The 14,628-nt window shown below is 69.7% G+C and carries 14 protein-coding genes; 7 read left to right on the top strand and 7 right to left on the bottom strand.

What is annotated here, in order from left to right; translation table 11 throughout:
• Nucleotides 1–63 precede the first annotated feature (63 nt).
• Nucleotides 64–1,224: an alkaline phosphatase PhoX gene (locus LUX31_RS34825; RefSeq protein ID WP_235480165.1), complete on the top strand. Its 1,161-nt coding sequence runs from the start codon at nucleotides 64–66 to the stop codon at nucleotides 1,222–1,224.
• Nucleotides 1,225–1,295: 71 nt separating this feature from the next.
• Nucleotides 1,296–1,895, top strand: a complete 600-nt coding sequence (locus tag LUX31_RS34820; protein WP_235479280.1) for a hypothetical protein — start codon at nucleotides 1,296–1,298, stop codon at nucleotides 1,893–1,895.
• Nucleotides 1,896–1,902: 7 nt separating this feature from the next.
• Here LUX31_RS34820 and LUX31_RS34815 read toward each other — a convergent pair whose 3' ends face one another.
• Complete coding sequence (locus LUX31_RS34815) at nucleotides 1,903–3,852, bottom strand: glycoside hydrolase family 3 protein (protein ID WP_443046026.1); 1,950 nt, start codon at nucleotides 3,850–3,852, stop codon at nucleotides 1,903–1,905.
• 161 nt (nucleotides 3,853–4,013) lie between these two features.
• Between LUX31_RS34815 and LUX31_RS34810 the strand changes: the two genes are divergently transcribed.
• Entirely contained in the window at nucleotides 4,014–4,505 is a 492-nt protein-coding gene (locus tag LUX31_RS34810; RefSeq protein ID WP_235479279.1) for a MarR family winged helix-turn-helix transcriptional regulator, read from the top strand.
• A 7-nt stretch (nucleotides 4,506–4,512) separates the two neighbouring features.
• Here LUX31_RS34810 and LUX31_RS34805 read toward each other — a convergent pair whose 3' ends face one another.
• Complete coding sequence (locus LUX31_RS34805; RefSeq protein WP_235479278.1) at nucleotides 4,513–4,686, bottom strand: hypothetical protein; 174 nt, start codon at nucleotides 4,684–4,686, stop codon at nucleotides 4,513–4,515.
• A gap of 73 nt (nucleotides 4,687–4,759) precedes the next feature.
• Between LUX31_RS34805 and LUX31_RS34800 the strand changes: the two genes are divergently transcribed.
• Nucleotides 4,760–5,056, top strand: coding sequence for a carboxylesterase family protein (locus tag LUX31_RS34800; protein WP_235479277.1), 297 nt, complete (start codon nucleotides 4,760–4,762; stop codon nucleotides 5,054–5,056).
• An 83-nt stretch (nucleotides 5,057–5,139) separates the two neighbouring features.
• Here the strand turns inward: LUX31_RS34800 and LUX31_RS34795 are convergent, their stop codons facing one another.
• On the bottom strand, nucleotides 5,140–5,793 hold the full coding sequence (locus LUX31_RS34795) for an FMN-dependent NADH-azoreductase (protein ID WP_235479276.1): 654 nt from the start codon (nucleotides 5,791–5,793) through the stop codon (nucleotides 5,140–5,142).
• Nucleotides 5,794–5,920: 127 nt separating this feature from the next.
• Here LUX31_RS34795 and LUX31_RS34790 point away from each other — a divergent pair, with 127 nt between their 5' ends.
• The gene (locus LUX31_RS34790) at nucleotides 5,921–6,589 is read left to right on the top strand and encodes a nitroreductase (RefSeq protein WP_235479275.1); all 669 of its coding nucleotides are present in this window, start codon (nucleotides 5,921–5,923) and stop codon (nucleotides 6,587–6,589) included.
• Between the two features lie 22 nt (nucleotides 6,590–6,611).
• On the opposite strand, the gene LUX31_RS34785 is transcribed toward LUX31_RS34790, so the two are convergent.
• A complete protein-coding gene (locus LUX31_RS34785) occupies nucleotides 6,612–7,256 on the bottom strand; it encodes an NADPH-dependent FMN reductase (protein ID WP_235479274.1) in 645 nt (214 codons plus the stop codon).
• A gap of 113 nt (nucleotides 7,257–7,369) precedes the next feature.
• Between LUX31_RS34785 and LUX31_RS34780 the strand changes: the two genes are divergently transcribed.
• On the top strand, nucleotides 7,370–8,209 hold the full coding sequence (locus tag LUX31_RS34780; RefSeq protein ID WP_235479273.1) for a helix-turn-helix domain-containing protein: 840 nt from the start codon (nucleotides 7,370–7,372) through the stop codon (nucleotides 8,207–8,209).
• Nucleotides 8,210–8,231: 22 nt separating this feature from the next.
• Here LUX31_RS34780 and LUX31_RS34775 read toward each other — a convergent pair whose 3' ends face one another.
• Nucleotides 8,232–8,969 carry a TetR/AcrR family transcriptional regulator gene (locus LUX31_RS34775; RefSeq protein ID WP_235479272.1) on the bottom strand — a complete coding sequence of 246 codons (738 nt, stop codon included), beginning with the start codon at nucleotides 8,967–8,969 and terminating at the stop codon, nucleotides 8,232–8,234.
• A 125-nt stretch (nucleotides 8,970–9,094) separates the two neighbouring features.
• On the opposite strand from LUX31_RS34775, the gene LUX31_RS34770 reads away from it, so the two are divergent.
• Nucleotides 9,095–10,060, top strand: coding sequence for an NAD(P)-dependent alcohol dehydrogenase (locus LUX31_RS34770; RefSeq protein WP_235479271.1), 966 nt, complete (start codon nucleotides 9,095–9,097; stop codon nucleotides 10,058–10,060).
• A gap of 176 nt (nucleotides 10,061–10,236) precedes the next feature.
• Here LUX31_RS34770 and ppdK read toward each other — a convergent pair whose 3' ends face one another.
• Together ppdK and LUX31_RS34760 are read right to left on the bottom strand one after the other, a co-directional pair.
• Nucleotides 10,237–12,957 carry a pyruvate, phosphate dikinase gene (ppdK, locus tag LUX31_RS34765; RefSeq protein WP_235479270.1) on the bottom strand — a complete coding sequence of 907 codons (2,721 nt, stop codon included), beginning with the start codon at nucleotides 12,955–12,957 and terminating at the stop codon, nucleotides 10,237–10,239.
• 413 nt (nucleotides 12,958–13,370) lie between these two features.
• Nucleotides 13,371–14,582, bottom strand: a complete 1,212-nt coding sequence (locus LUX31_RS34760) for an ROK family protein (RefSeq protein ID WP_235479269.1) — start codon at nucleotides 14,580–14,582, stop codon at nucleotides 13,371–13,373.
• Nucleotides 14,583–14,628: the final 46 nt, after the last annotated feature.

Raw genomic sequence — 14,628 nt, 5'->3', positions numbered from 1 at the left:
GACGTCACGGCACGTCACGCCACCCCCCTTGGAGCGAGAGTGGACGCACGAGTCAACGCACACGTGGAACGCCGTACCCTCCTGCGCGCCGCCGTCATCGGCGGTTCGGCGGCCGTCTTCGGCGGCACCCTGTGGCGCGGCGCCGCCCACGCGGCCCCCGCCCAGCCGGGCACCGGCCCGTACGGAGCGCTCGCCGCGCCCGACGCCAACGGCATCAGACTCCCCGCCGGCTTCACCAGCCGGGTGATCGCCCGCTCGGGCCAGACGGTCACCGGAACGTCGTACACCTGGCACAACGCCCCTGACGGCGGGGCCTGTTACGCCGACGGCACGGGCTGGATCTACGTCTCCAACTCGGAGATCAACCCGTCGGGCGGCGCGAGCGCGGTCAAGTTCTCCGCCACCGGGACCGTCACCTCCGCGTACCGCATCCTCTCCGGCACCCGCCAGAACTGCGCGGGCGGACGCACCCCTTGGAACACCTGGCTGTCCTGCGAGGAGGTGTCGCTGGGGTACGTCTACGAGACCGACCCGTGGGGCACGAACGCGGCGACGCAGCGCGCGGCGATGGGCCGCTTCAAGCACGAGGCGGCGGCAGCGGACCCAGTGCGCAAGGTCGTCTACCTCACGGAGGACGAGACGAACGGCCGCTTCTACCGCTTCGTTCCCACGACTTGGGGCGATCTGTCGGCCGGCACCCTCCAGGTCCTGGTGGCCGGTACGGCGACCTCGGGCTCGTACACCTGGACGACGATCCCCGACCCGGACGGCTCCCCGACGACCACCCGCACCCAGGTCTCCGGCTCCAAGTCCTTCAACGGCGGCGAGGGTTGCCACTACGCCGACGACAAGGTCTGGTTCACCACCAAGGGCGACAACAGGGTCTGGCAGCTCAACCTCCTCACGAACACGTATGAGTTGGCGTACGACGACTCCCTCGTCACCTCGGGCACGGCCCCGCTGACCGGCGTCGACAACATCACCGGTACGTCCTCCGGCGACCTGTTCGTGGCCGAGGACGGCGGCAACATGGAGATCTGTGTGATCACGCCGGACGACGTGATCGCCCCGTTCCTGCGCATCGACGGCCAGTCGGGCTCGGAGATCACGGGCCCGGCGTTCTCCCCGAACGGCAGCCGCCTGTACTTCTCCAGCCAGCGGGGCACGAGCGGCAGCTCCTCGGGCGGGATCACGTACGAGGTGACGGGCCCGTTCCGGTCATAGCCGCTGGTCATACGTTCATACGTTTCGTACTGCGCATCGGCGTTGTCAGTGGTGCGCAGTACGTTGCGGTCATGGGCATTTACCTGGTCGATGTCGGTGCGGAGGAGTGGTTCAGTGAGGACGAGGACGAGGAGGGGCACGCGGAGATCGCCGCGGGGCTGAACGCGGAGTTGGTCCGGCGTGGGCTGCCCCGGTACGAGTCCGTGCCGGTGGCGGCAACGGAACTCGTACGCGGCTCGGGCCAGTCCTTCGAGGAGAAGATGGTCCCGTCGATGGAGAGTTTCCTGGCGCTGTGCCGGGCGCAGCTCTCGGACGCGGAGACAGAGCTGCTCTGCGGCTGGTCCGTGCTGGTGCCGGTGTCCCTGGACGAGGAGATCGAGCTGCCGGTCGAGTCTTCGTACTCCGAGTCGACGGTGATAGCCGGCGCCCCGCAGGTGCTGGTGATCGCCGAGAAGCTGGCGTCGGCGGTCGCGCTGCCGCTGTCCAAGGTCCCGGAGATGTGCGACAACCTGGTGCTGACCGGCTGGTTCCTGGACGGCGCGGCGAAGGAACTGTCCGCCGCCGCGCCGGGCCCCTGGAGCGAGGATCTGGACGCGTCCTTCTACGTGGCGCTGTACCTGCGTGCGGCACAGCACTCACTCAGACGTGGGTGTCCGATGACCTACTCCTAAGGGGTCGTCATCCTGTCGTCAGGCCGTATCCGTAGGGGAAGAGGGGGTTGTAGTTCCGGTCGCCGACGTTGATCGGTTCCTGGGTCTCGCTGCGGGGCCAGCTGACGGGCAGTCTGCCGGTGAAGGGGCGCTTGCCGAAGAGGACGTCGGCGACGCCGTCGCCCTCGCTGCCGGGGAGCCAGGACATCACGAAGGCGTCGGTCTTGGGCAGTTGGTCGGTGACGATCTGGGTGCGGCCCGCCACGTCGAGGACGACGCAGGTCCTGATGGCGGAGCAGACGCGGTCGATGTTCGCCTTGTCGGTCGCGGAGAGGTTCAGCGTGTGGCCGCCGACGCCCACGTCTCCGACGCCCTCGGCGTAGGGGGTCTCGCCGATGACGACGACGCCGACGTCGTGACCGGCGGTGGGGGCACTGGCGTCCGCGCTGTACGTGACGTTCTTCGCGGTCTTCCGGATGCCCTGGAGGATGGTGGTGCCGGGGAAGGCGGTGTTGCCGGACTGTCCCTGCCAGGTGACGGTCCAGCCGCCGGCCTGGTTGCCGAGGTCATTGGCGTTGACGCCGGCGACGTAGAGCCGCTGCGAGGACTTGAGCGGCAGCGCCTTGCCGTCGTTCTTCAGCAGCACCTGCGACTCGGCGACCGCACGGCGGGCCACGGCACGGTGGGCAGCCGAGCCGATGGTGTCGATGTGGGAGCGGTCCGTGTACGGGTGCTCGAACAGGCCGAGTTCGAACTTGGCCTTCAGGATGCGGGAGACCGCGTCGTCGATCCGGGACATCTTGACGCGCCCTGCCTGCACCTCGGCGGTGAGGGCCTGGATGAACTGGGGCGCGTTGTACGGCTGCATGAACATGTCCATGCCCGCGTTGACGGAGGTGCGGACCTGGGTGGCGAAGTCGCCCGGGAGTTCGGTGATGGCGTCCCAGTCGCTGATGAGGAAGCCGTCGAAGCCGATCTTCTGCTTCAGGACGTCGGTGAGCAGCTCCTTGTGCGCGCTCATCCTGATCGGCTCGCTGCCGGGCACGTCGGTCCACTGGACCGAGGAGTACGAGGGCATGACGCTGCCGACGTCGTGGACCTGGACGGCGGTCACATAGGGGGCCAGGTCGATCTCGGCGAAGCGCTTGTGGCTGGTCTTCGTGATGCCGCGGTCGATGATGTAGTCGCCGGTGGTCGACGTGCCGTAGGTGGTGTCGCCGTCGCCCGCGTAGTGCTTGACGGTGGCCAGGACGCGGTCGTTGCGGGCGAGGTCCTTGGTGCTGCGGCCCTGCAAGCCCTCGACGGCGGTGGTCATCCGCGTGACGAGGCGCGGGTCCTCGCCGAAGCTCTCGTAACTGCGGCCCCAGCGTTCGTCGCGGGTGACGCAGACACAGGGCGCGAACACCCACTGCGGGCCGGTGGCGCGGGTCTCGGTGGCGGTGATGTGCGCCGCCTCGCGGACCAGCGCGGTGTCGCGGGTGGCGCCCATGCCGATGTTGTGCGGGAAGATCGTGGCGCCGACCAGGTTGCCGTGGCCGTGTACGGAGTCGACGCCGTACAGGATCGGGATGCGCAGCCGGCTCGCGAGCGCGTGCGACTGGTAGCCGTCGACCATGTCGGCCCACGCCTCGGGGGTGTTGGGCGTGGGGACCGAGCCGCCGCCGGACAGCAGCGAGCCCAGGGCGAGGCTGGTGATCTGCGTCTGGTCGCTCTCGACCGACCCCCGCTCGGCCTGCGTCATCTGGCCGACCTTCTCCGCGAGGGTCATCCGGCCCAGCAGATCGACGACCCGCTGCTTCACCGGCAGCCGGGAGTCGAGATAGGGCCGCGTACCGCTGAGGGCGGTGGCCGAGGCGCCGGGCTCGGCGACGGCCGACGAGGCCGGGATCGCCGTGACGACCAGGGCGGCGGCCGCCAGTAGCAGGGCTGCGGGGTGCTGTTGTCTCACGTCGGTGCTCCTTGAACGTGGCCGCCTCATTGCGGCACGAGCGGAGGTGCGCTGCCGGACTGCTGTCGGGGGGACGCGATCGGCGTCCTGTCCACCCCGCCGATCCCACCCGCCGACCCCATCCTTCCCGCCAGTCATTTCATTTCAAACGAGACCGTATCGAATGAGCCGATTGGCTGTAATGTGACCCCATGACCGCCGACGCTCCCCACGGAACCGCCTCCTCCCCCTCGCGGGTGACCGACCGCCCCGGGGACGCCTCGCCTTTCGCACTCGGCCTGTTGCTGCGCCGGGCCCACTGGCGGGCGGCCTCGGTGATGGAGGAGGCGCTCCGGCCGCTCGGCATCGAGCTGCGGCACTTCGCCGTACTGATCGTGCTGGCCGACCGTGGCCCCACGGTCCAGCGGGACCTGGTGGCGGCGACGGGCTCGGACAAGGCGGGCATCATGCGGGTCGTGGACGACCTGGAGCGCAAGGGGCTGGCCGTACGGAGGTCCGTCCCGGGCGACCGGCGGGTACGGGCGGTGGAGATCACGCCCCAGGGCGTCGAACTCTTCGACGCGGCCCATGTGGCGGCGGAGCCGCTGGCCGAGCGCATGGTCGCGGAGCTGGGGGCCGGCGAGGCCGAGCAGCTGGCCGATCTGCTGACCCGGTTCGCGCATCCGTCGGGCGGCGAGGTGTAGGCGAGGATCAGCGGCCGGTCCTGGTGAGTTCGGCCAACACCTGCTCCAGCCAGCGCACATGCGCTTCCAGAGCCCGGTCCTTGTAGTCGTGGACGTGATCCAGGAACTGTGACATCCGGGCCTGGTCGATCCCGGACAGCCAGGGCTCCTCACGGATGCCCCGGGCCCGGAACCGGTCCAACTGGGCGCGGCGGGCGTCGGGTTCGATCTACACGAGCCGGACGTGCTCCTCCGGTTCCAGGAAGATCGCGAGGGTGCAGCGGATCAGGAACTCGGGGTCGCTGAAGTCGGGCGACGGCGCGTACGGCACAGCCAGCGCCCGCCTCAACACCGAACAGCGCGCGCTCGCCGACCAGATGACCGCCTACTGGGCGTCCTTCATCCACGGCTCGGCCCCGAGCGCCCCCAGCCAGCCCGTCATGCCGGACCAGAAGTCCGCCCCGGGCACCGTGCTTCAGCTGCGCACGGCCTCGCGGGGCGGCAACTCGGCCACCTCGGAAACCGGGAAGGCGCACAACTGCGACCTGTGGGACGCGGCGGCCGGCTCCTGACCGCCGTCACCGCCCCACACGCGGGCTCGCCCTCGGCATGATGCCGAAGGCGAGCCCGCCTGCGGCGATCTGCCCGACACGGCCTAGGCGGCGGCGACGCGCTCCGCGAGCTCCTTGGCCTTCTTCGCGGCCTCCTCGAAGGCGCGCTCGCGGGAGGCCTCGTACAGCGGAATCAGGTCGGACATGGCCGGGACGCGGGTGGACAGGGTGAGTTCCGGGACGATGAACTCGAGGTCCAGGCCGAAGGTGTCACGGAGGACGGCCTCCAGGTAGTTCTGTACGAACTCGAAGCCCTCGCGCGGCGTGCCGGGCGCGTAGGAGCCGCCCCGGCTGGCGACGACGACAACCGGGGTGCCCTTGGCGGACGGGGTCTCGCCGGCGGTGCGGCCGACCATGTACACGCTGTCCACCCACGCCTTGAGGGTCGACGGGATCGAGAAGTTGTACATGGGGGCGCCGATCAGGACGGCGTCCGCCCCCTCCAGTTCCCCGATGAGCGTCTCGCGCACGGCGAACGCGGCGGCCTGCTCCGGCGTACGCGCGGCCGGCGCGGCGAAACCGGCGCTCCAGGCGTCGGCGGTGATGTGCGGGACCGGGTCGGCGGCAAGGTCGCGGTAGATCACCGTGCCGCCCGGGTGCTGCTCCTCCCAGACCTCCCGGAAGGCGGCCGCGACCGAACGGGACGAGGACGCCTCGCCCGGGAACACGGACGAGTCGATGTGCAGCAGCGTGGCCATGACTTTCTCCTGCGGATAGGCGATGTGACTTGTTCTCACCCATAGTTAAACACAAGAAAGGTATCGAATGATACCGTCGCGATCGCAACGGAGCTGAACACGTCGAGCAAACGAGAGGCAGACGATCATGGACGTCCATGAGGCGGTCAGCAGCCGACGAGCGGTGCGCGGATTCACCGACCGGCCGGTCCCGAGGGAGGTGCTGGAGCGCGTCATGGCCTACGCGGCCTGGGCCCCGTCCGCGTCGAACCTCCAGCCGTGGCACGTCTACGTGGCGACCGACGCGCCCCTGGCCGAACTCAAGAAGCGCGCCGGCGAACGCGTGGCCTCGGGCGACCCCTGGGACGAGCCGGAGTACGAGCAGTACCCGCCCGACCTCAAGTCCCCCTACCGCGACCGCCGTTCCGCCTTCGGCGAGCAGCGCTACGGCGCACTCGGCATCCCGCGCGGCGACCTGGAGGCACGCCAGCGGGCGGCCTCCGCGAACTGGGACTGCTTCGGCGCGCCCGCCGCCCTGTTCTGCTACATCGACCGCGACATGGGCCCGGCCCAGTGGTCCGACGTCGGCATGTACCTGCAGACGGTGATGCTGCTGCTGCGCGCCGAAGGGCTGCACAGCTGTACGCAGATGGCGTGGGCGAAGTACCACCGGACCGTCGCGGAGGTCGTGTCACCGCCGCAGGAGCTGCTCCTCTTCTGCGGCATGTCGATCGGCTTCGAGGACGCCACGGTGGACCAGCCGCGCACGGGCCGGGCACCGCTGGACGAGACGGTGACGTTCGTGGACGGCCACTGACCGCTCCGTCCCGCCCCCTCTCCTACGCCGGGTAGGGAGTGGCCGCCCGTGCGGTCCTGAGCGCACCCGCCCACCAGGCCAGCTGCTCCAGCAACGTCTTGGCGTACCGGGGAGTCTCGGGGTCGACCGGACGACCGTCCTGCCATGCGGTGAAGTAGTTCGGGAAGGCGAGGCCGTCGCGGATGGTCACGGCGTGCAGTTCGGTCAGCACGTTCTCCAGGTGCAGGACCGCGTGACGGCCGCCCGCCGCGCCCCCGTAGCTGACGAAGGCGACGGGTTTGGCGATCCACTGGGTGAAGTGCCAGTCGACGGCCGCCTTCAGGGAGGCGGGATAGCTGTGGTTGTACTCGGGCGTGACCACGACGAACGCGTCCGCGCTCTCCAGCGCGGCGGTCAGTGGCCGCATCCCGGCCGGGCGCGGGTAGTCGTCACCGGCGTACTTCGGCGAGGCCGCGGGCAGCGACAGCGGGATCTCGAAGCCGGCCAGATCGACGACCTCCACGTCGAACCCGCCGTGCAGACGGGCCTGTTCGGCGACCCAGGAGGCGACGACGGGCCCGAACCGTCCCTCCCGAACGCTCCCGACGACGATCACCAGCCTGTGCGGGGTGTTGTGCTGGTTGTTGTGCGTGCTGCTGTCCTTGTTGTTGTCCACGTTGTTGTCCATGGCCACCACGATCGGGGCGCCCCCCGGCCGCAGCCAGACCGGGCTCAGGCAGGCCCCCGCAGGGCCAGCCTGAGCCCACCGCGACCGGCAGGGCCCGTCCTATCCTCGAAGGCATGGGTACGCCGCTGGGGGACTTCATCCGGACCAAGCGCGACAGCATCCAACCGGGGACACTCGGCCTGCCGGACCGGGGCCGCCGCCGCTCACCGGGGCTGCGGCGCCAGGATCTCGCGGCGCGCGCGGGCATCAGCGTCGAGTACCTGACCCGTATCGAGCAGGGCCGTGACCGCAATCCCTCGGTGGCGGTGGTCAACGCCCTCGCCGACGCGCTCAGCCTCTCCCCGTCCGAGCGCGCCCATCTGCGCTACCTCACGAAGATCTCCGGCGGGGAATGCGTCACGCACACCCGTCCCGAACCCCCGTCCCGACAAGTACGGGCCACCGTCCTGCGGACACTCCGCCTCCTGGAACCAGGCATGGCCGTGGTGACCAACAGACTGGGCGACATCCTCGCCCGCACTCCCGCGTACGACGCGGTGATGAGCGCGAGCGGCCTGCTCGACACCGAGTCCCCGAACCTGACCCGGTACGTCTTCACCGACCCTCGCGCCCGCACCTTCTTCGCCGACTGGGACGAGGTCGCCGACGAACAGGCCTTCGACCTGTGGCTCGCCCCCTCCGCCGAGAACTCCGAGTGGCTCCGCTCGGACCTCACCCCACTGGCCGGCCCCGACCTGACCCGCCGCCTGAACCGGCACGTGGTCCCACAGCGCGGCGTCCTCCGCATCGACCACCCAGCCGGACAGGAGCTGCAACTACTCCGAGAGACACTCGAATTCACCGCGGAAGCACAACAGTTGATCATCTTCCTCCCCGCGGACGACCAGACCGCCGAGGCCGTCGAACAACTCCACCACGGCTCCCGGCACGGCACGCTCCGGGCGATCTCGTGACTCGGCCATCGTCTTGGCCCGGTCAGCTGTGTCGTACCCGCGCGGAGCGAAGTGGCTCATGGATCCGGTCCAGCCCCAACGGCACGGCCGGGGGAAGCCGTTCCGCGCCGTCCGCCCGAAACGAGTGCAGAAGGTACGCCACCATGCGCCGGGAAGCGGCCGGTGACAGCCGCTGGGCCCCTCCGACCACGCCGCCGTTGGCCAGCATCAGAAGGGTGACGTCGGAGACGTCGAAGTCGTCGCGCAACTGGCCAGCGTCCTTGGCGCGTTGTACGAGTTGCGCCAAACGCGCCTCAGCGCGGGCCCGTTCGCGGTCGAACTCGGTGTTGTCCGGGAACTCCGCGAGGAACGCGGCCGTGAACGCGTGGTCGCGGGCCTGCGTCGCGCACACCTTCTCTATGAGGGAGCAGAAGCCGCGCCAGGGGTCCGGATCCGCCATCGCCTCGTCGAGCGCCCTTGTGCAGACGGCGAGTTGGCCGGAGAACGCCTCGCTGACGAGTGAGGCGCGGGTGGGAAAACGGCGGTAGAGGGTCGCGACGCCGACTCCGGCCCGTCGGGCGATCGCGGTGACGGGTACGCCGGTCCCGTGAGCGAGATACGCCTCGCGGGCGGCCTCGAGGATGCGGTCGCGGTTGTGCCGGGCGTCCGCACGAAGCCCTTCCCCCGCAGGACGAAACCCGTCCGCCGCAGCACCTAGGCCGCCCTCGTCTGCGGAACGGGCGGTCTCGGCCGGGCCCTTGTGAGAGGGCTGATCAGGCATGTCTCTCACTTTAACGCGACCGGACGGCGTCGTACTCATGCCGCGTTAGCTTGGATCGGCGGCCCAGAACGACGGCAGCCCAGGTGAACTCCCTTCCCCCTTCCCCCCATTGACGGGACAGCTACGTGAACGACATGCGCGCGGCGCTCTACGACAACTACGGCCCGCCCGAGGTGCTGTACGTGGGCAAGGTCCCCGCGCCCGCCCCCGAGCAGGGCGAGGCACTGGTCCGGGTCCACGCGGTCAGCGTCAACGGCGGTGAGCTGCACGGCCGGGCGGGCCGGGTGCGCCTGGTGACCGGCCGCCGGTTTCCCCAACGTACGGGCCTGGACTTCGCCGGAGAGATCACCGCGGTCGGTGCCTCCGCTGCCGAATCCGGACTGCGGGAAGGCGACCGGGTGTGGGGCGTCCTGCCGCGCGGCCGGTTCGGCAGCGCGGCCGAGTACGTCGCCGTCCACCCCCGGCAGATCTCTCCCGTACCCACCGGCCTCACCCTCGTCGAGGCCGCGACCCTTCCCGTGACCGGTACGACCGCGATCACCGCCCTGCGCGACAAGGCACGGCTGAAGCCGGGCGAACGGCTTCTCGTACGCGGCGCGAGCGGCGGGGCCGGCAGCGTGGCCGTTCAGCTGGGCAAGGCACTCGGCGCCCATGTGACCGCGCTCGCGGGCCCGAGGAACCTCGGCTTCGTCCGTGACCTGGGCGCCGACGAGGCGCTGAGCTACGCCACGGTCAGCCCGTCCGACCTGGGCGCCTTCGATGTCGTCCTGGACACCGTCGGCACCGGGCACGCCACCTACCGCGGGCTCCTGGCCCCGGGCGGGCGCATGGTGGCCATCGCCTTCGACACCGAGCGCATCCTTCCCAGCGTCTCCTACATCCTGGCCTCAGCCCTGTACGGGCCGCGCCGGGTGCGCTTCTTCAGCGGCAACCCTCGGCACGAGCTCTACGCCGAACTCACCCGGTACGTGGAGACCGGCGCCGTCCGCCCGACCGTGGACACCGTCCATCCCCTGGCCGACATCGCCACTGCCCACCGCGCCCTGGAAGCCGGTGGCGTACGCGGAAAGCACGTGATCCAGATCGTGTGAAGCCGCCGCCCGCACGGACACGTACACACCCGGGCGCAGCGAAAAGGCGGCACCCCCCGCACAGGGGTGCCGCCCTCTCTCGTGCTCCGGAACCGCCGCCATGTCGCTGAGGGTCGGGGTGACAGGCAGTTGTTCCGGCGTTTTGAGCGCCCCTAAATGGGCCCTGTCAATGGGTCCTAGCGGTGATCGCTCCCCGCCGAAGAGGACGCCGCCCGCCCCGCCTCCAACCGCGCCACCGGAATCCGGAACGGCGAGCAGCTCACGTAGTCCAGGCCCACCTCATGGAAGAAGTGCACCGACTCCGGGTCACCCCCGTGTTCGCCGCACACTCCGAGCTTCAGATCAGGACGCGTTGCCCGGCCCGCCTCCACCGCCGACTTGACCAACGCGCCGACGCCGTCGCGGTCGATCGTCTCGAACGGGGAGACGCCGAAGATGCCCTTCTCCAGGTATGCCGTGAAGAACGAGGCCTCGACGTCGTCACGGCTGAAGCCCCAGACCGTCTGTGTCAGGTCGTTCGTGCCGAAGCTGAAGAACTCCGCCGCTTCCGCGATCTGGCCCGCCGTCAGAGCAGCGCGCGGCAGCTCGATCATCGTGCCGATCGCCAGCTTCAGCTGCGTGCCCGTCGCCGCCTCGACCTCGGCGATGACCTGGTCGGCCTCCTCGCGGACGATCTCCAGCTCCTGGACGGTGCCGACGAGCGGGATCATGATCTCCGCGCGCGGGTCGCCCTTCGCGTTCTTGCGCTCGGCGGCGGCCTCGGCGATCGCCCGTACCTGCATCGTGAACAGGCCGGGGATCACCAGGCCCAACCGCACACCCCGCAGGCCCAGCATCGGGTTCTGCTCGTGCAGCCGGTGCACCGCCTGGAGCAGGCGGAGTTCGTTCTCGTGCGGGTCCTTGCGGGACTCGGCCAGGGCTACTCGTACCGACAGCTCCGTGATGTCCGGCAGGAACTCGTGCAGCGGGGGGTCCAGGAGACGGACCGTCACCGGGAGGCCGTCCATCGCCGAGAACAGTTCTACGAAGTCCTGCTTCTGGAGCGGGAGCAGCGCCTTGAGGGACTCCTCGCGCTCGGTGTCCGTGTCGGCCAGGATCAGGCGTTCCACCAGCTCGCGCCGGTCGCCGAGGAACATGTGCTCCGTACGGCAGAGGCCGATGCCCTGCGCGCCGAACCGCCGTGCCCGCATCGCGTCCTCGGCGTTGTCCGCGTTGGCCCGGACCCGCAGGCGACGCTTCCGGTCCGCGAAGGCCATGATCCGGTGGACGGCCTCGACCAGTTCGTCGGCGTCGTTGGCGCCCGCGTGCATCCGGCCCTCGAAGTACTCCACCACGGGGGACGGCACGACCGGGACCTCGCCCAGGTAGACCTTGCCGGACGACCCGTCGATGGAGATGAGGTCGCCCTCCTCCACCACATGCCCGCCCGGCACCGTCATCCGGCGCCGCTTGGTGTCGACCTCCAGCTCCTCCGCGCCGCACACACACGTCTTGCCCATGCCCCGGGCCACCACCGCCGCGTGGGACGTCTTGCCGCCCCGCGACGTCAGGATGCCCTCCGCCGCGATCATGCCGTCGAGGTCGTCGGGGTTGGTCTCCCGGCGGACCAGGATGACCTTCTCGCCCGAACGCGACCACTTCACCGCGGTGTACGAGTCGAACACCGCCTTGCCGACCGCCGCGCCCGGGGAGGCGGCGATGCCCCGGCCGACCTGCGCGACCTTCGACTCCTCGTCGAAGCGCGGGAACATCAGCTGGGCGAGCTGGGCGCCGTTGACGCGCTGGAGCGCCTCCGCCTCGTCGATCAGGCCCTGGTCGACCAGCTGCGTCGCGATACGGAAGGCCGCGCCCGCCGTGCGCTTGCCGACGCGCGTCTGGAGCATCCACAACTGGCCGCGCTCGATGGTGAACTCGATGTCACAGAGATCCTTGTAGTGGTTCTCCAGCGTGTCCATGATCTTCATCAGCTGGTCGTACGACTTCTTGTCGATCTGCTCCAGCTCGGCCAGCGGGACCGTGTTGCGGATGCCCGCGACCACGTCCTCGCCCTGCGCGTTCTGCAGGTAGTCGCCGTACACGCCCTGGTGGCCGGAGGCCGGGTCGCGGGTGAAGGCGACGCCCGTGCCCGAGTCGGGGCCGAGGTTGCCGAAGACCATCGAGCAGACGTTGACCGCCGTACCGAGGTCGTGCGGGATGCGCTCCTGGCGGCGGTAGAGCTTCGCGCGGTCGGTGTTCCAGGAGTCGAAGACCGCGTGGATCGCGAGGTCCATCTGCTCGCGCGGGTCCTGCGGGAAGTCGCGGCCCGCCTCGGTCTTGACGATCCGCTTGAACTTGGTGACGAGCTTCTTGAGGTCCGCGGCCTCCAGCTCCGTGTCGACCGTGACCTTCTTCGCCGTCTTCGCCGCGTCCAGCGCGTCCTCGAACAGCTCGCCCTCGACGCCGAGGACCGTCTTGCCGAACATCTGGATGAGGCGGCGGTACGAGTCCCACGCGAAGCGCTCGTCGCCGGCCTGCTTGGCGAGGCCCTGCACCGACTTGTCGGAGAGGCCGATGTTCAGCACCGTGTCCATCATGCCCGGCATCGAGAACTTCGCCCCGGAACGGACGGACACGAGAAGGGGGTTGTCGGCCTGGCCGAGCTTCTTGCCCATGGCCTCTTCGAGGGCCGCGAGATGCGCGCTCACCTCGTCACGCAGTGCCGCCGGCTCCTCGCCGCTGTCGAGGTAGGTCTTGCAGGCCTCGGTCGTGATGGTGAAGCCGGGGGGAACGGGGAGTCCCAGGTTGGTCATCTCGGCGAGGTTCGCGCCCTTGCCACCAAGGAGGTCCTTGAGGTCCCTGTTGCCCTCGGTGAAGTCGTAAACGAACTTCGCTACGTGGGGTTCTTTGTTTTCCGACACGGGTCTCGACTCCCTCGGGACGCGGTGGCTGCCCTGACGGCGAGGAACATACCCAGATCGAAGGCGTCTGGGTACGTCCACTTGCGTGTCATGCGCCTGTAACCAGCCGTCCGCCAGCAGATCCAAAGTCAAGGCTTGGCAAGCAGTGGAGGAGGCATGTTTTCACTTCTTGAACACACTGGCAGGCACATGCCCATTTTGTCGCTCACATGAGCAGATGGCAACACGTCTGAGTTTTATCGATGAACGATCAAAGGGTGGCACTCAGTGCCACCCTTTGAGAAGTGCAGTCGCTCATGATCCGCTCATCTGAGCGCAACCCCGATCAGGGGTGGTGAGAATCACGCACGAATCAGGGACCGGATTTCACCATGCGGACGCCGAACCGAAGGGGAAACACCCCTGTCACAGACTCACACCCCGAGCGCCGACAGCCGCTCCTCCACCCGCTCCGGCGCGTACAGGTACTCGACGACCATCGCCCCAGCCCCCACCAGCCCCGCCCGCTCCCCCAGCCTCGACGTCACCACGTCCAGATGAGCGGTCGAGCGCGGCAGCGCCCGCTGGTACAGCAACTCCCGTACGCCGGTCAGGAACGGCGTGCCCGCCAGGTCCCCGGCGATCATCAGCACGCCGGGGTTGAGCAGCGTCACCACCGTCGCCAGTACGTCCCCCACGCTCCGGCCCGCCTCCCGCGCGAGCGCGACGGCCTCCGGATGCCCGGCCGCGAGCAGGTCCCGTACGTCCGAGCCGGACGCCGCCGGCACCCCGGTCTCGACGAGCCGCCGGGCGACGGCGCCACCGCTCGCGACGGCGGCCAGGCAGCCGTACGACCCGCACCGGCACAGCGCCTCGGCGCCCTGCGGAACCCGGATGTGGCCGATGTCCCCGGCGCCGCCGTCGATGCCCCGGAAGACGGAACCGCCCACCACGACACCCGCGCCGATACCGGTCGAGACCTTGACGAGGACGAAGGCCGAGCAGCCCGGGTACCCGGTGCGCTGTTCGCCGTACGCCATGAGGTTGGCGTCGTTGTCGACCAGGACCGGGACGTTCGCGGCGGCCGGTTTCCCGGTCTGTTCCGCGAGGGCGCGGGCCAGGCGGGCGCGTATGTCGTAGCCGTCCCAGCCGGGCATGATCGGCGGCTGGACGACGCGGCCGGCGTCCGTGTCGACCGGGCCCGGTACAGCGAGGCCGATGCCGCAGACCTCGGACGGGCCGTGGCCGGCCTTCGTGAGGAGTTCAGCGAACCAGCGGCCGATCTCGCCGAGTACGACGTCGGGGCCGTCGTCGACGGCCAGCGCACCCGAGTGTTCCGCGAGGAGTTCACCCGTGAGGGTGAGTACGGCGGCGCGGGCATGACGGGTGTCGAGGTCGGCGGTGAGGACGACAGCGTGGGCGTCGTCGAACTCCAGAGTGATCGAGGGGCGTCCGCCGAGCGGCGAGTCGACCGGGCCCGAGGCTCCCTCGCGCAGCCAGCCCGCGCGGAACAGCCGGTCCAGACGGTGACCGACGGTCGCGCGTGAGAGACCCGTCACTTGTTGCAGGGCACCGCGAGTCGTGGCGCGCCCGGAGCGCACCAGTTCGAGCAGATCGCCCGCGCTCGCCTGAGCACGACTACTCATGCGCACCCCCTTGTGTTTCTCAAGCTTGCATTACATATTGAGTTCT

The organism is Streptomyces sp. GQFP, assembly GCF_021545335.1.
Classification (GTDB): Bacteria; Actinomycetota; Actinomycetes; order Streptomycetales; family Streptomycetaceae; genus Streptomyces.
Note: the sequence above shows the minus strand (reverse complement) of the source record. Positions and strands in the feature narration are given on the sequence as shown.

Coding starts and splice junctions, on each gene's coding strand:
- LUX31_RS34820 (WP_235479280.1), top strand. CDS start 1,296: ATGGGCATTTACCTGGTCGATGTCGGTGCGGAGGAGTGGTTCAGTGAG.
- LUX31_RS34780 (WP_235479273.1), top strand. CDS start 7,370: ATGGGTACGCCGCTGGGGGACTTCATCCGGACCAAGCGCGACAGCATC.
- LUX31_RS34760 (WP_235479269.1), bottom strand. CDS start 14,582: ATGAGTAGTCGTGCTCAGGCGAGCGCGGGCGATCTGCTCGAACTGGTG.
- LUX31_RS34790 (WP_235479275.1), top strand. CDS start 5,921: ATGGACGTCCATGAGGCGGTCAGCAGCCGACGAGCGGTGCGCGGATTC.
- LUX31_RS34815 (WP_443046026.1), bottom strand. CDS start 3,852: ATGAGGCGGCCACGTTCAAGGAGCACCGACGTGAGACAACAGCACCCC.
- LUX31_RS34810 (WP_235479279.1), top strand. CDS start 4,014: ATGACCGCCGACGCTCCCCACGGAACCGCCTCCTCCCCCTCGCGGGTG.
- LUX31_RS34775 (WP_235479272.1), bottom strand. CDS start 8,969: ATGCCTGATCAGCCCTCTCACAAGGGCCCGGCCGAGACCGCCCGTTCC.
- LUX31_RS34785 (WP_235479274.1), bottom strand. CDS start 7,256: ATGGACAACAACGTGGACAACAACAAGGACAGCAGCACGCACAACAAC.
- LUX31_RS34795 (WP_235479276.1), bottom strand. CDS start 5,793: ATGGCCACGCTGCTGCACATCGACTCGTCCGTGTTCCCGGGCGAGGCG.